Origin of the sequence: Gilliamella sp. Gris3-2 (assembly GCF_001690345.1) — a bacterium.
In the GTDB taxonomy this organism is placed as follows: Bacteria; Pseudomonadota; Gammaproteobacteria; order Enterobacterales; family Orbaceae; genus Gilliamella; species Gilliamella bombi.
This window is the reverse complement of the sequence record NZ_LZHB01000028.1, coordinates 30,950-44,909: the sequence shown is the minus strand read 5'-3', so window position 1 is coordinate 44,909 and position 13,960 is coordinate 30,950. Positions and strand designations below refer to the sequence as shown.

Annotated in this window: 9 protein-coding genes and 1 pseudogene; 6 read left to right on the top strand and 4 right to left on the bottom strand. The window is 34.7% G+C overall.

Translation table 11 applies throughout. The features are described 5' to 3' along the window. Positions 1-52 precede the first annotated feature (52 nt). The 3 genes from dld to A9G32_RS04940 form a co-directional block, all read right to left on the bottom strand. Positions 53-1,747 (bottom strand): D-lactate dehydrogenase, encoded by a 1,695-nt coding sequence (gene dld, locus A9G32_RS04955; RefSeq protein ID WP_065589323.1) that lies wholly within the window; start codon positions 1,745-1,747, stop codon positions 53-55. Between the two features lie 275 nt (positions 1,748-2,022). Then, the gene (gene rlmF / locus A9G32_RS04950) at positions 2,023-2,982 is read right to left on the bottom strand and encodes a 23S rRNA (adenine(1618)-N(6))-methyltransferase RlmF (RefSeq protein WP_218055845.1); all 960 of its coding nucleotides are present in this window, start codon (positions 2,980-2,982) and stop codon (positions 2,023-2,025) included. Positions 2,983-3,394: 412 nt separating this feature from the next. Beyond that, positions 3,395-4,339, bottom strand: coding sequence for a hypothetical protein (locus A9G32_RS04940; protein WP_141672878.1), 945 nt, complete (start codon positions 4,337-4,339; stop codon positions 3,395-3,397). Between the two features lie 772 nt (positions 4,340-5,111). Here A9G32_RS04940 and A9G32_RS04935 point away from each other — a divergent pair. From A9G32_RS04935 to mscM, 4 genes and pseudogenes are all read left to right on the top strand, one after another. Continuing rightward, a complete protein-coding gene (locus A9G32_RS04935; RefSeq protein WP_218055844.1) occupies positions 5,112-6,542 on the top strand; it encodes a sodium:proton antiporter in 1,431 nt (476 codons plus the stop codon). A gap of 288 nt (positions 6,543-6,830) precedes the next feature. Beyond that, positions 6,831-7,049, top strand: a complete 219-nt coding sequence (locus A9G32_RS04930) for a Flp family type IVb pilin (RefSeq protein WP_065589327.1) — start codon at positions 6,831-6,833, stop codon at positions 7,047-7,049. A gap of 773 nt (positions 7,050-7,822) precedes the next feature. After that, positions 7,823-8,668 (top strand): annotated as a pseudogene (gene asd, locus A9G32_RS04925) (archaetidylserine decarboxylase); the annotation flags it as partial. A gap of 7 nt (positions 8,669-8,675) precedes the next feature. Beyond that, positions 8,676-11,294 carry a miniconductance mechanosensitive channel MscM gene (mscM, locus tag A9G32_RS04920; RefSeq protein ID WP_065589329.1) on the top strand — a complete coding sequence of 873 codons (2,619 nt, stop codon included), beginning with the start codon at positions 8,676-8,678 and terminating at the stop codon, positions 11,292-11,294. Here mscM and A9G32_RS04915 read toward each other — a convergent pair. Next, positions 11,291-11,821 (bottom strand): DedA family protein, encoded by a 531-nt coding sequence (locus A9G32_RS04915; RefSeq protein WP_065589330.1) that lies wholly within the window; start codon positions 11,819-11,821, stop codon positions 11,291-11,293. The genes mscM and A9G32_RS04915 overlap by 4 nt on opposite strands. 183 nt (positions 11,822-12,004) lie before the next feature. Between A9G32_RS04915 and fdhD the strand changes: the two genes are divergently transcribed. Further along, complete coding sequence (gene fdhD / locus A9G32_RS04910) at positions 12,005-12,811, top strand: formate dehydrogenase accessory sulfurtransferase FdhD (protein WP_065589331.1); 807 nt, start codon at positions 12,005-12,007, stop codon at positions 12,809-12,811. A gap of 290 nt (positions 12,812-13,101) precedes the next feature. Beyond that, on the top strand, positions 13,102-13,920 hold the full coding sequence (locus tag A9G32_RS04905; RefSeq protein WP_065589332.1) for a purine-nucleoside phosphorylase: 819 nt from the start codon (positions 13,102-13,104) through the stop codon (positions 13,918-13,920). Positions 13,921-13,960: the final 40 nt, after the last annotated feature.

Sequence of the window (13,960 nt, the reverse complement as noted above, 5' to 3'; positions counted from 1 at the left end):
GTGATTTCTAGCGGTTGGTTTTAATTATGAATAGCATCTAGAATTTAAAAAATTAAGCCCAATTTTTCTTCTTAGATGTTTTACCTATGCCCGGATTAAGACTGTTTGTAGGATCAAGCTCTTGATAGAATTTTTTCAAATCCTCATTGGCATGATACAAATGCCCCACATTGTGCTCGGCTGGATATTGCGCACCACGCTGATCAAGCAATGCTAAAATCTCCGCCTTAACTTTATCACAATCCACCCCTTTTTTAGCTATATAATCTTGATGAAATACATAACAGAAAAAATGCCCATAATACATTTTATAAATAAAGTTTTGATCAATGTTTTCTGGCAGCGTTTCAAACCAATCGGTATCATTACGTCGTAGTGCGATATCTAATGCAACAATGTTTTCCACTGTTCTATGTACATTACGATAAGCCGTTGCAGCACCCGCAGCTGCAAAACGGTGTAACATTGCGGCTTCGGCTTCTTTTTCGTTACATAAAAAATAATTACCATTTTTATTTTGAAAATAGTCTTTTAAAAAAGCCTCGGCTTCTGCAATCCCATCATCTGCCGTTTTTAAAATAAGGTGATGTTCATAACGATCACGATAATCACGCATTGATTTTGGTAAATGATTTGGCAAAAATTTGCAAGCAAATATAGAAAACCGATCCGAAAAATTCTTTGGAAAAAATGGAATTTTAGCGGTAACACGATCAACAAAGTTCTTAAACACAAACATGCGTGGCATCATATCTGTACCTAGCTTTTTAATGGCTAAAAAGGTCGGTTTTCCATAAATCGCGGCAATATCAAACGCCACACGGTGTATATACTCGCCCGATACAGGCAAGGTTTTAAATTGGCTTAAAATGTGGCGACGAATACCATTTAATTCATTAATATCATTTGTACCAATATAAAATACGGCTGATTTTTTCTCTAACGGAAATGTATCAAGGCGCACAGCAAATACCATTAATCTACCAGCACTACCTGATGCTTCATAATGACGAGCAGGATCAGCATTAAATCTAGCAGGCGTATCAGCATCTACTTCACGAACATGATCACAATAATGATGATCATGACCTAAGCCTGCATCACGCTTAATGTCTTTATCACTATAAGCATGATTTTGCAGATTTTGCAAAATCGTTTCTGGTTCATCACCTAATTCAATACCTAAATGATTGACTAAGTGCAACTGACCTTGCGCATCTAATTGAGCAAACACCGCCATTTGCGTATAAGCAGGACCACGCTGAATAAGCGCCCCACCTGAATTATTACATACCCCACCCATCACAGAAGCGCCAATGCAAGATGAACCTATAACCGAATGTGGACCTCGATGATATTTTTTTAATTCCTTTTCTAGACGAAAAAGTGTACTACCCGGTAAGCAGACAACTTGTTCACCATTTTCTATCACTTTGATACCATCCAAACGACGAGTGCTAACAATAACAACAGGACGATCATAGTCATTACCATCAGGCGTTGAACCACCAGTCAATCCAGTATTTGCGGATTGTGTGATAACAATCACATCCGCTTCAACACACGCCTTTAACACCTGCCACTGTTCAACTAACGTTCCCGGTAAAACAACTGCCAATGCATCACCTTCACCAAAGCGAATACCTTGACGATAAGGTAATGTGCGTGCTGGGTTGGTTAAAGTGTTTTTAGTACCAACAATTTCTTGTAACTTTTTAATAAGTATAGCTGACTCGTTGCTATTCATAGGGATTTTCCTTTGCGATAAAAATGGCGCTGATTATTTTATAATCAACACATCTTAATCGAATAATCACCAATTTACTATGCAATTTTTAGTCAACAACGATTCTGTTGGGTTTTAATTTTATTATAATAAACAACAAGATATAAGTAACAACCATTTATTTGTGAATAAAAACAACAATGATAGATTTATACTATTAATTATTAAGGTCACATAGTAGTAAATAGCAAAATTTAGAATTTTTTATAAAATAAAAACAATAATATTTTACCTAATTACTTTTTATTTGTGCTTTTTATTCGTGCCTTTCTTTCTACTTGATTAAAAAAAGTCCACGCTACAAACCTACTCACTTTTTGCCCTTGCGCCATGGGAATAATACGGCTTTCAACAACAGCAGCTTGTTTTAATTTTTTGTTAATTATTGACAAGGTCTCTTTTTTTGAAACTAATGAAGTAAACCACAGGCATTGAGTTTTATATTGAGTACTTTCATTAATCATATTACTAATAAAAGCACTTTCACCACCTTGACACCAAAGCTCGGCATGTTGTCCACCAAAATTAAGCACAGTTTTTTGAGTGGAATTTGTTAGCTTGCCTAACTTCTTCAATTTGGTTTGCGTACTTGCCAATGCATCTTCTGCTGAAGCATGAAAAGGCGGATTGCACAGGGTTAAAGCATAAAATTCATTGGGCTTAATAATATGCTTAAAAATCGATCCACTGTCTTTTTGTAATCGACACTGCAAAGTGTTTTTTAATAACGTATTGGCTTGTGTAATTAGCAAAGCAACTTTGATCGCAACTGGATTAATATCACTCCCTACAAATGACCAATCATATTCGGCACAACCAATAATAGGGTAAATCACATTAGCCCCAACGCCGATATCTAAAACCCGAATTTGTTTACCTGTTAGAATGCTATTTTGGTTGTCTTGAGCTAATAAATCAGCCAAATAGTGAATATAATCAGCTCGACCAGGAATGGGCGGACATAAATAACCATCTGGAATATCCCAATAATTTATTTGATAATCATTCAATAACAAGGCTTTATTTAACTGTTTAACAGCCATAGGATCGGCAAAATCGATCGATAAATTGCCATAGGAATTCTGATTTACATATCGAGACAGCTCAGGCAGTATTTTAATGAGCTTTGCAAAATCATAGCCATTCCGGTGTTTGTTTCTGCAATGTAATTGAAGCTTTTTTAATGGCGTTTGCACGATTGTCCTATTTTATCCAAAATCAAATAACCGCTATTATAACGACTTAACAGCAATATGCGAAAACCGAACAAATCAATTAATCAAAATGACTACGGTGTAGCGTTGTTTTTTTACTCTAAAAACGTTCAGGTAGACCATTGATTTTATTGAAGTTTTTATTTGATTTTTTAAATAAAATCAAACAATTATAGACTAATTTTTTATTACGTTGAATTTGGCTTTTTAATAAAAGCGCTTTTGTTATTTGATAATAGCTATTTAATAATAATTTGTTAATAACAGCCAGTTGATAGCGAAAGCGCAAGCTTGAAAATTGTATCAGTCGGAGCATTGTTTTTACTTTCAGTCATTAAAGCGCTAGGTTCACAAGCTTTGCCTGCTTAGCGCCCTAAGTATTAAAAAATAAAAACTAAGGTGTGGTGCAAATAGCATTGAAGGGGAGGCCCTCACCACTGCTGGAGACTCGGCCATCGAGCGAAACATGAAACGGGGTGGTGCTACCTGCCTTGTCACTCGTCCAGCATACAGCGTAGGGGCTGTTGAAGTCCTTACCACCAAAGTAACTGTGCGGTTCGCCCCACTCTGCGAAAAATCCACCGCCAATTCGACGCTGGTAATAATTACCTGATGAGCTAGAGTCGTCTATGCCATTTGAACAGAACGGCCAATTAATACCACACTTCGCATTACTTAAATCCCTTACCCTCGACATGCGATACCCCAAACCATTACACCATGCTAACTGGTCACTATAATGTGGATATCCATTTAGATTATCTCGATAGACGAACCACTGCCTCAACTCAAATCCATATTTTACTACCTCTACACCATCTCTATCTCTACCCACTAACTCAAACGTCTGTGGTAACCTTGGCTTAGCTATTTGACTAGGTTTAGGATTATTCCTTTGAGTTCTTGCCTCTGGACCTGTTAACTTAACACGGGCTACAACTCCCCTATCTTCATAAGGAATCCACCAATCCTCAGCTACAACATTTGTCACTGTTGCAGTAATTCCCCCCAAAGTAACAGGTTCCCATGTCAATTCTTCTGGTTCTATTCCTGTTATGAGTAAATCAAAATATAAACCATCCAAACCAGTGGTCGGGAAATTTTGATTATATGATTCAGGATGAATTGATTCGAAATCAATTGATTGTACTAAAAAGCCCTTATCAGGATTCCATATGTCAGCTGGGCCTGCAAATTTTCCCTTACCATTATATAGATTTGGCCTTACATAATTGATAACTGGCGACGGTATTATTATTGCATCACTACGATTACCTGTTCGATATTTTTTGCTATTCGCCTGTAAATTCCATGAAGATAACAATAATAACAGTCCCAATACCAATAAGCTTTTTGGGGACAATTTCGATAAAACATAGAGAGGTAATTTGGAAGATATAAATAAGCTTCGTGTAAAAACTCGTCGAATAGGATTATTTGATAAATTTAATACATAGGTTTGCCAGTGCTGGTGTCTGGTGTCTGGTGTCTAAAATGATAATGCATTATGGTTTACCTGTCAAGTAATTATTTGTTTTATTTTATTTTTTATAATTATTCGCTTATTTAATGAGCTTATTTTCCTATAGCGGTTAAAGTATAGCCATTTAAAAAATAGTTGGCTAGTTTTTTGGCGGATTTTTTTGTAAAGAAATGTAAATAAATTTAAATAAACATAAAGATAGAAATGATTCAGTTATAAAATAGGTGAATTTTCTAATTAAAATATGGTGTTAGTTTTAGGAGCTTTTAGTTTTTGTGGAATGATTAATATTGGTGATAACATCTAAAACGCAAACACCGCCAACAACCTTGTTTGGTGTTCTAGCTTTACTTCGTTATCGGTATATTTTGGCGCTCTGATAGGGCAAATTTATTAACATTGTGGTGCTATAAGTGTGTTTCTTTCTCTAAAATTGCTCAGATAGACTATTGATTTTATTGAAGTTTTAATTTCAAATTAAATCAGATGGTTATAGCTAACTGTGGTGTTGTTTGTGGTGGTTTTTATATTATTAAATTCCCGTTACAATATTATTGCTCAATCCTTATTAAAAATCTTAAAATTCGATAAAACTAAAACACTTTGTTATAATTTGAGCTCTTTAAAAATGAAAATACAAAAATTAATGAAAGCCCTCTGTTCCTTTATTGTTTTAACACTAATACCTTTTGATCTTTTAGCTGCTGATTTTAGCGGTGATGATTTATCGATTTTTTGGGGTATTCCGTTTGTAGGGATTTTATTTTCTATTGCATTAATGCCGCTATTTTTGTCGCGACTTTGGCATTATCATTATGGCAAAATTATTACTTTTTGGACAATGCTGTTTGTACTGTTTGCCTTATATTCTTTTGGTCTACAAACCACCATCAATCTTACTGCTCATGCAATTATAGCTGAATATATTCCTTTCATTTTGTTATTGCTTGCACTATTTACCGTTTCAGGAGGGATTTTAATTAAGAGCGATGTGCTTAGCACACCCAAACTAAACGTTGGTTTGCTTGCAATAGGTACTTTGTTAGCATCAATCATGGGGACAACAGGCGCAGCTATGTTAATGATTCGACCTGTAATTAGAGCTAATCGTCAGCGAAATTATGCCGTACATACCATTGTCTTTTTTATCTTTTTAGTGGCGAACATTGGTGGTGGATTAACACCACTCGGCGATCCACCTTTATTTATTGGCTTTCTAAAAGGTGTTAATTTTGGATGGACAATTCAACATATGTTGTTGCCAGTTTTGTTTAGTTCAATTTTGTTATTAGCAATTTATTATAAGATTGATTGCTACTACTTTCGTACCCAATATGGTGATTCGTTTACATTAACTTCTGCTAAAAAAGCTAGCGCTATTAAGGTTTATGGTGTAAGCAATATCTTTTTATTGGCAATCATTATTGCCTGCGTGTTAATGTCTGGTATTTGGCATTCATCGGTTAATTTTACGGTTTTAGGAACACATATTGCTTTACAAAATTTAATTCGTGATACTATTTTTATCATGATTACCCTATTTTCTATGTTAATTACCCCTAAACAAGTACGTGCCGGTAACGAATTTAATTGGGAGCCTATCATTGAAGTTGCTAAGCTGTTTATCGGGATTTTTATTACTATCGTCCCTGTACTTGCTATTTTACGAGCAGGTAGCCATGGTGCATTAGCCCCAATAGTATCACTAGTAACAAATGAACAAGGACAACCGATCAATAGCATGTATTTTTGGCTATCAGGTCTACTTTCAGGATTCTTAGATAATGCCCCCACTTATTTGGTCTTCTTTAATCTAGCTTCGGGCGATGCCACTATTTTAATGAATATATTAGAAAAAACCTTACTCGCTATTTCAATGGGTTCAGTTTTTATGGGAGCTCTTAGCTATATAGGTAATGCACCTAACCTTATGGTCAAAAGCATTGCAATTCAAAATAAAATTAACATGCCAAGCTTTTTTAGTTACATGAAATGGTCTGTATGTATTTTAATCCCAGTGTTTATCATTGATAATTTGGTGTTTTTTCTACTCTTTTAATTTAGGCTACTAACAAACTAAAATAACTGTGTAATATAGCGCAATTTTTTTGGAGTTGTTTAGATTACTGTAAACTTTACAAGTACTTCCTAAAGTTAAAAAAATTTACTTAAAGGCAACATATCAATTATCAAACTGATGTTATTGAATACTATTTAACAAATAATCGATTACATAAAAACCATTTGCTTGAATTTTATTCTATTTGTCGTTAGAATTGTAAAATAAACATTAAAAGGAATTCATTTACATAAAAATACAAATAATATTAAATGAAAGGATAAAGTGATGAAAGAATGCATAATGAATATTCTAGTTAATACTTTTCTAGCTAAATTTATTCAAAATAAGCAAGGCATAACGGTGGTTGAATATGCGGTTATTATAGCTGGAATCTCTGTAATCGTATTTACAATATTTAGAGGACAATCAGGTCCAATGCATGATATGTTTTATACTGTATTTTCATCAATACATAGCAAATTAGTTATTATAGTAAATCAGTAATTGAGGTTTGATCAAACTAAACGTCATGCTCTGCTAACTTATTTTTATGAAATAAATCTTTAAAATAAGAAAAGTGGTTGTTGACTGAATATAGATAGTTAATATGCATTTTAGTATCAATAATTATTATCGGTACTTTTTGATATTTTTGGTCTTTAAAAATGTCGACACCACCTATAAGTTACACAAAAAATATTATAAATTGTAAGAAAATATCAACTCCAAGGTTAGATTAAACTTGTGGCATTATATCATCAGTGCACTCACGATATGAGCAAGTAGACTCAGCAACTTGATCATGTTTATCATAGCAAAACTTAATCCCCCCAAGTATCAATATCAATACTATCGAGTTTTATGCTCTATTTAACAATTTTATTAAGCTCCGTTAATATCTCTTTTTATAAATGAATAGTATTCCTGCAAAAATACTGCTCTTAAATCCATTACTAAATCGATGTATTTCTTAGGGTGTTAAATGCTAATATGATTACTTATAACATGATAATATAACTATACTTGCTTAATGTAACTAAATCTAGCTTTTATGCTTCTAAATGCTATTAATACTGTCCTTAATTATTGGTAATGACCGCAGTTTAAGTAACAATAACGATAAAAGTTTTTAAACGATTGCTATTATTGAACAGAATTGGCAAAATTTATATATGTATATGTTCAATTATACAAATTATTGATTTAAGTTGGTTTTACACTTTGTCTATAAACCTTGGTATAATGTATTATTTATAACATAATTTTGAGAGTTATCTATGTTAAATCAGTTAAAAGCAATTATTCAGTATCTTCTTCCTAAACAGCTATTAACCGTTATTTTTGGTTGGTTGGCAAAAAAACAGTTAGGTAAAGTTACAACATGGATGATTATGCTTTTTTGTAAAGTGTATAAAGTGGATTTGAGCGAAGCAAAAATTAGTGATGTAAAAGAATTTAAAACCTTTAATGACTTTTTTGCTCGTGAATTAAATGAGGATGCACGGCCAATTGATACCACCGATAGTGCTGTTGTTATGCCTGCTGATGGTGTAATTAGTCAGTTTGGTACTATTCTTGATACACAGCTGTTACAAGCTAAAGGGCATTTTTATTCTTTAGAATCATTACTTGCCTGTCATCCTGATATGATCAACTTTTTTAGAAATGGTTTATATGCAACCACTTATTTATCTCCTAAAGATTATCACCGTTTTCATATGCCTTGTGATGGTATTTTGCGTGAGATGATTTATGTGCCTGGTTCGCTATTTTCAGTTAGCAAAGCTACAACCGAAAGTATACCTAATATTTTTGCTCGTAATGAACGTGTGATTTGTTTGTTTGAAACCGAATTAGGTCCAATGGCGCAAATTTTAGTTGGGGCAACTATTGTTGGTAGTATAGAAGTACAATGGGAAGGTATTGTTACCCCTCCACGAGAAGGAATAATGAAACGTTGGACTTATACCAACGGGATAAAATTAACTAAAGGACAAGATATAGGTTGCTTTAAGTTAGGTTCGACAGTAATTACACTGTTTGCCTCAAATTCGATTGAGTTTAATAACCACCTTAAAGTTGGTGATGTTACTCGCGTGGGTCAAAAATTAGCTGACAGGATATAGCTTTATGTGGATTCGTGGTGTTGTGTGCTTTGTTGTTGTGTTGTTTTCTTCACTGACTTTTGCCGAAGAAACCACACCAGTCATTAATGATGAAAATGATCTTTCGCTAGTTGTTCATCAGTTAAGTGATAAAAATGATGAACTCAGACAAAATATGGAGTTACAAAAAACACATCTAACTAGTATTGTTAATGAGCAAAACAATATCACGACACAAATTTCACATGTTCAAAATACACTGGCAACACTTGATGAACAAGGAGAATGGTTGAGTTTTTCGACCGCTTTGGGCGAAACCTTACGTCAACAGTTATTGCGTTTGCCAGAAAAACCTAAATCGCAAGCGCTTGATGCCGAAATCGCCGAGGCAAAAGCGCAACAACTTAATTATAGTAATATTTTAACATCTTTGGACAATTACCCAACTTTAACAAGCCCACTTAATAGCATCAAAGAAGCAACCCAATATCGTCGTTTAATTCGAGAACAGACCGAATTACTTAAGACTCTTATTTCGGGAACTGATACTACCATTCTAGAATTGACTAAACTAAAAATTGCCAATAAGCAATTAACCAATGCGATTGACGAAGTAAACGATGCTGCACACAGATATTTCTTCTGGGTAGCTGATGTGAATCCAATATCATTGAGTTATCCAATTGATTTAGCCAAAGATGTTGTGTATGTGATTTTTTCTGTCGATACCATTTCGCAACTTTATAAAGCTAGCATTGAAGTACTTAGTTCGCCAAAACCGTTATTTTTAATTATTTTGTCGTTGCTATTCGTGTTTGCACACTTTAAGATGCGCACGAAATATAATATTTTTCTCAATAAATCAGCTAGCCGTGTAGGAAAAGTTACACAAGATAGTTACTCTTTAACCTTAAAAGTAATTATATTTTCATTAATTATGGCATTACCTATCCCTATTTTGTGGGCAGTGTTTGGTTATGCTTTACAGATTAATTCAGATTATCCTGTCGCATTTGCCTTGGGTTATGGTGTGAATGCTGCTGCGCCTATTTTGTGGGTATTTATTATTTCAGCGCATTTTGCGTCAACTAATGGACTGTTTATTACCCATTTTGGTTGGTCTGGACTTAGCGTACGCTCAGCGATGAAATATTATCAACTTTCAGTTTGGCTGGTAATTCCACTAGTGATGATAGTAATGAGTTTTGATCAATATAATAATCATCAATTTGCAGCCACAATTGGTCGAACGTCGTTTATTTTGCTCTGCTTTGCTTTGGTGTTTATGACTAATTCTATCCATCGTGCTGGTGTTCCTCTTTATATTGATAAAAAAGGAGCTGGTGATAATTTATTAAGTCATATTTTGTGGTTTATTTTATTAAGTGCACCATGGCTAGCTATCATTGCGGCTTGTTTAGGTTATCTTTCGACAGCTCAAGTACTATTAGGACGTCTTGAGGCCTCTGTCATTATTTGGTTTGCTTTGTTAGTTATTTATTTTATGATTCGCCGTTGGATGTGGATCCAAAAACGTCGTATAGAATTTGAACGAACCAAGCAACGTCGCTTAGAACGTATGCAACGAGCCAAATCACATGAAGATGATCTCAATTCACTTAACGAAAGTGTTGATGAACCTGTTATCGATTTAGATGTCATCAGTGCGCAATCCTTACATTTAGTCAGATCGATTATTATGATGATTGCACTAATTAGTATGATTTTGCTATGGTCTGAACTGCATTCGGCCTTTGCCTTTATGAATAATATTAAACTTTGGGGAACCAGCGCCATTGTAAATGGAACTGAAATCGAACAATACATTACCCTTGGTGCAGTTTGTATTGCGATTTTAGTGATGACAATTACCGTTCAGTTGGTCAAAAATCTGCCCTCTTTGTTGGAGTTAGGCATTTTGCAACATTTAGATTTATCACCAGGAACAGGGTATGCTATTTCCACAGTTTCAAAATATATTACTTTGATGATAGGCTGTATGATTGCATTTTCGTTTATTGGTATCGACTGGTCTAAAATTCAATGGTTAATTGCCGCATTAGGTGTGGGGCTAGGTTTTGGTTTACAAGAGATCTTTGCTAATTTTATCTCTGGCTTAATCATTTTATTCGAAAAACCAGTACGTATTGGCGATACGGTGACAATTCGTGATTTGACAGGTAATATTACAAAAATTAATACCCGTGCAATTACCATCGTCGATTGGGATCGTAAAGAAATTGTGATGCCCAATAAAGCTTTCATTACCGAACAATTGGTGAACTGGTCATTGTCTGATTCGATCACTCGAATTGTATTAACTATTCCTGCTACCATCGATGCTGATAGTGATTTGGTTATCAAACTTTTACAACAAGCATCAGATGAATGTGAATATGTGCTTAACGATCCTGAACCTCAAGTATTTTTGGTGGATATCCAAGAAGGTATTCAGTTGTTTGAACTACGTGTTTTTGCTGCCGAGATGGGACACCGAATGTTACTGCGAAGTGCTATACATAAATTGATACTTGAAGCTTATCGTAAACATCATTTAACGCTACCATTCCCACCATTGCAAACCAATTTAGAAGCATTGGGACGCAAGAGTGGGCGTCGTAGTTATACCATCGGCACGCTTTAACCAAAAAGAGTTTCTAACCAAGGCACACCAAATGCTCCTGGCGCAAGCAATACAAAAGCCCAAACTGGTGCTGAAGCAATGTTTGCTAGGTTAAATTTGGTGGTTGGCATATGCATTGTGCCAGCAATTAAAGGGACTATGGCTCGTAGTGGTCCAAAAAATCGACCTATAAATACCCCTAACGTTCCATAACGCTGAAAAAATTGCTCAGCACGATAAACTAATTTAGGGTGCTTATTAAGCGGCCATGAAGCAATAACTTGTTGATGATAGTGTTTACCCAACCAATAAGACAGTAAATCTCCAAAAACAGCACCTGCCGAAGCGGCAATTAATACGGGTACAAATGATATTGCTCCTCCACCGATTAAAGCCCCTGCCCCTAATAAAATAGCCGTTGCAGGCACTAGAAGCGAGATAATCGCTAATGATTCACCAAATGCCAATAAAAATATAATGGGTAATGCCCAAACTTGGTGGTGCTCAATAAACTGCATGATAGTCTGTGTAATTTCTTGTAATGACATAGAGTTAGCTTATGAATTATCAATTGCTTATGGTGAACTATTTTATCATAATATTGCTTAATAAGTGCTGAGCACGCCATCTATTGATAAAATATTACACTGCGTTAACATTTTAGAATTATTAATGGTTAATCTTGTGCTGATAGCAGTCTTAATTATAACCAAATTAGCAAGAGGCAATTAATGACGATCGGTGTTAAATCAATTCCAGTACGTAAATTTAAAAACAGTAAGTTGCAACATTTTCAACCTGATATGTTAGCTATCGAAAAGCCAGTTGCTTTAATTTATAACGGAATTTCACATGTAGTGATGATGGCGACACCAAAAGATTTGGATTATTTTGCCATTGGTTTTTCGTTAACGGAAAATATTATTCATTCGGTTAATGATATTTATAGCATTGATGTTATTGATACCCCAAAAGGCATAGAAGTACACATTGAACTTTCGTCACGACGCTTTAGCGAGCTGAAAGAAAAACGACGTAATTTAGCTGGACGAACAGGATGCGGCATTTGTGGTACTGAGCAGATAGAGCAAGTCTACCAAGATATTCCTACTTTACCATTAATAAGTCAGATTGATTTAGCTGATTTTAGTGACAGCTTAAGCTATTTATCGCATGTTCAACAAGTCGGTAAACAAACTGGTTGCACGCACGCAGCTGTATGGCTAGATTTGAAAGGACAATTTATGGCAGGGTTTGAAGATATCGGCCGGCATGTCGCATTAGATAAACTACTTGGCTTTAGAGCTATGAAATTGTTAAATAACCCTGAGTATCAACACGGTGTGGTATTAGTATCAAGTCGTGCTAGCTATGAAATGGCACAAAAAACCGCCAATTGTGGCGTAGAATTTTTGTTAGCGGTTTCGGCAGCAACCTCAATGGCTGTCGATTTGGCTAAACAATGTCATTTAACTTTGTTAGGATTTTTTAGGGGCGATAAAGGTGTGATCTATTCTGGCGATGATCGTTTTATCTAAGAAAATCTTTTATATTATTCATTTTGGTGATTAAATTAATCTAAATTTAATATATTGAATAATAAAAATAAAAAATAAATTTTACTAATTCATTCTAAGATATACCAATTCACATCTTCCTTTATTAGACGAAGATCATCATAATATATGCCGAAAACAAAAATTATTTTGTTTTTTAATTATTTTATGGGATTTTACCCAATTAAACTAAGCAATAGGTTATCACTGTTTTATTATATTCACCTATTTTACTTTAGCTTAGCATTAATTTTTTTTGAAAGGATACTATCATGCATCAGACTTCAGATATTCAACAAGCCGTTAATTTTATTCAGAAACACACAAATAAAGAACCAACAATTGGGATTATTCTTGGTTCAGGTTTAGGACCTTTTGCCGACACTCTTGAAGATGCTGTTCATATTCCTTATGACACAATTCCACATTTCGCCAAATCAGCAGCCGTTGGCCACGCAAATGAATTAGTCATTGGCCAATGCGGAGACAAAACAGTTGTGGCAATGAAAGGGCGCTTTCACTATTACGAAGGTTTTTCGTTAGATCAAGTTACTTTCCCTGTTCGTGTGATGAAGATGCTTGGTGTTGAAAAATTAATTATCACTAATGCATGTGGTGCAGTCAATACGAGTTTTAAACCAGGCGATTTAATGTTGATTACCGATCATATTAATCTTACTGCCAACAATCCTCTTATTGGACCAAATAACCCTGATTTAGGTGTGCGCTTTTTAGATGTAAGTGAGGTTTATAATAAGCAATTGCGTTCAACAGTAATTGATGTAGCCAAAGAACTTAATCTTACCTTACAACAAGGTGTTTATGCTTTGTGGACAGGTCCAACTTATGAAACACCTGCCGAAATTAGAATGATTCGTGTTTTAGGTGCCGATGCAGTTGGCATGTCAACTGTACCCGAGGCAATTATCGCACACCATTCAGGCATTAAAACCATTGGAATTTCGTGTTTAACTAATATGGCTTGCGGAATTTTAGATCAACCATTAGGACACGAAGAAGTTATAGAGACAGCAGAAAGAGTTAAATCAACTTTTTTACAACTAATAACAAAAACGATTGCACGTTTCTAACCAATACTTTTTATTGGTAATTTTCTATAAAAAGTTCACT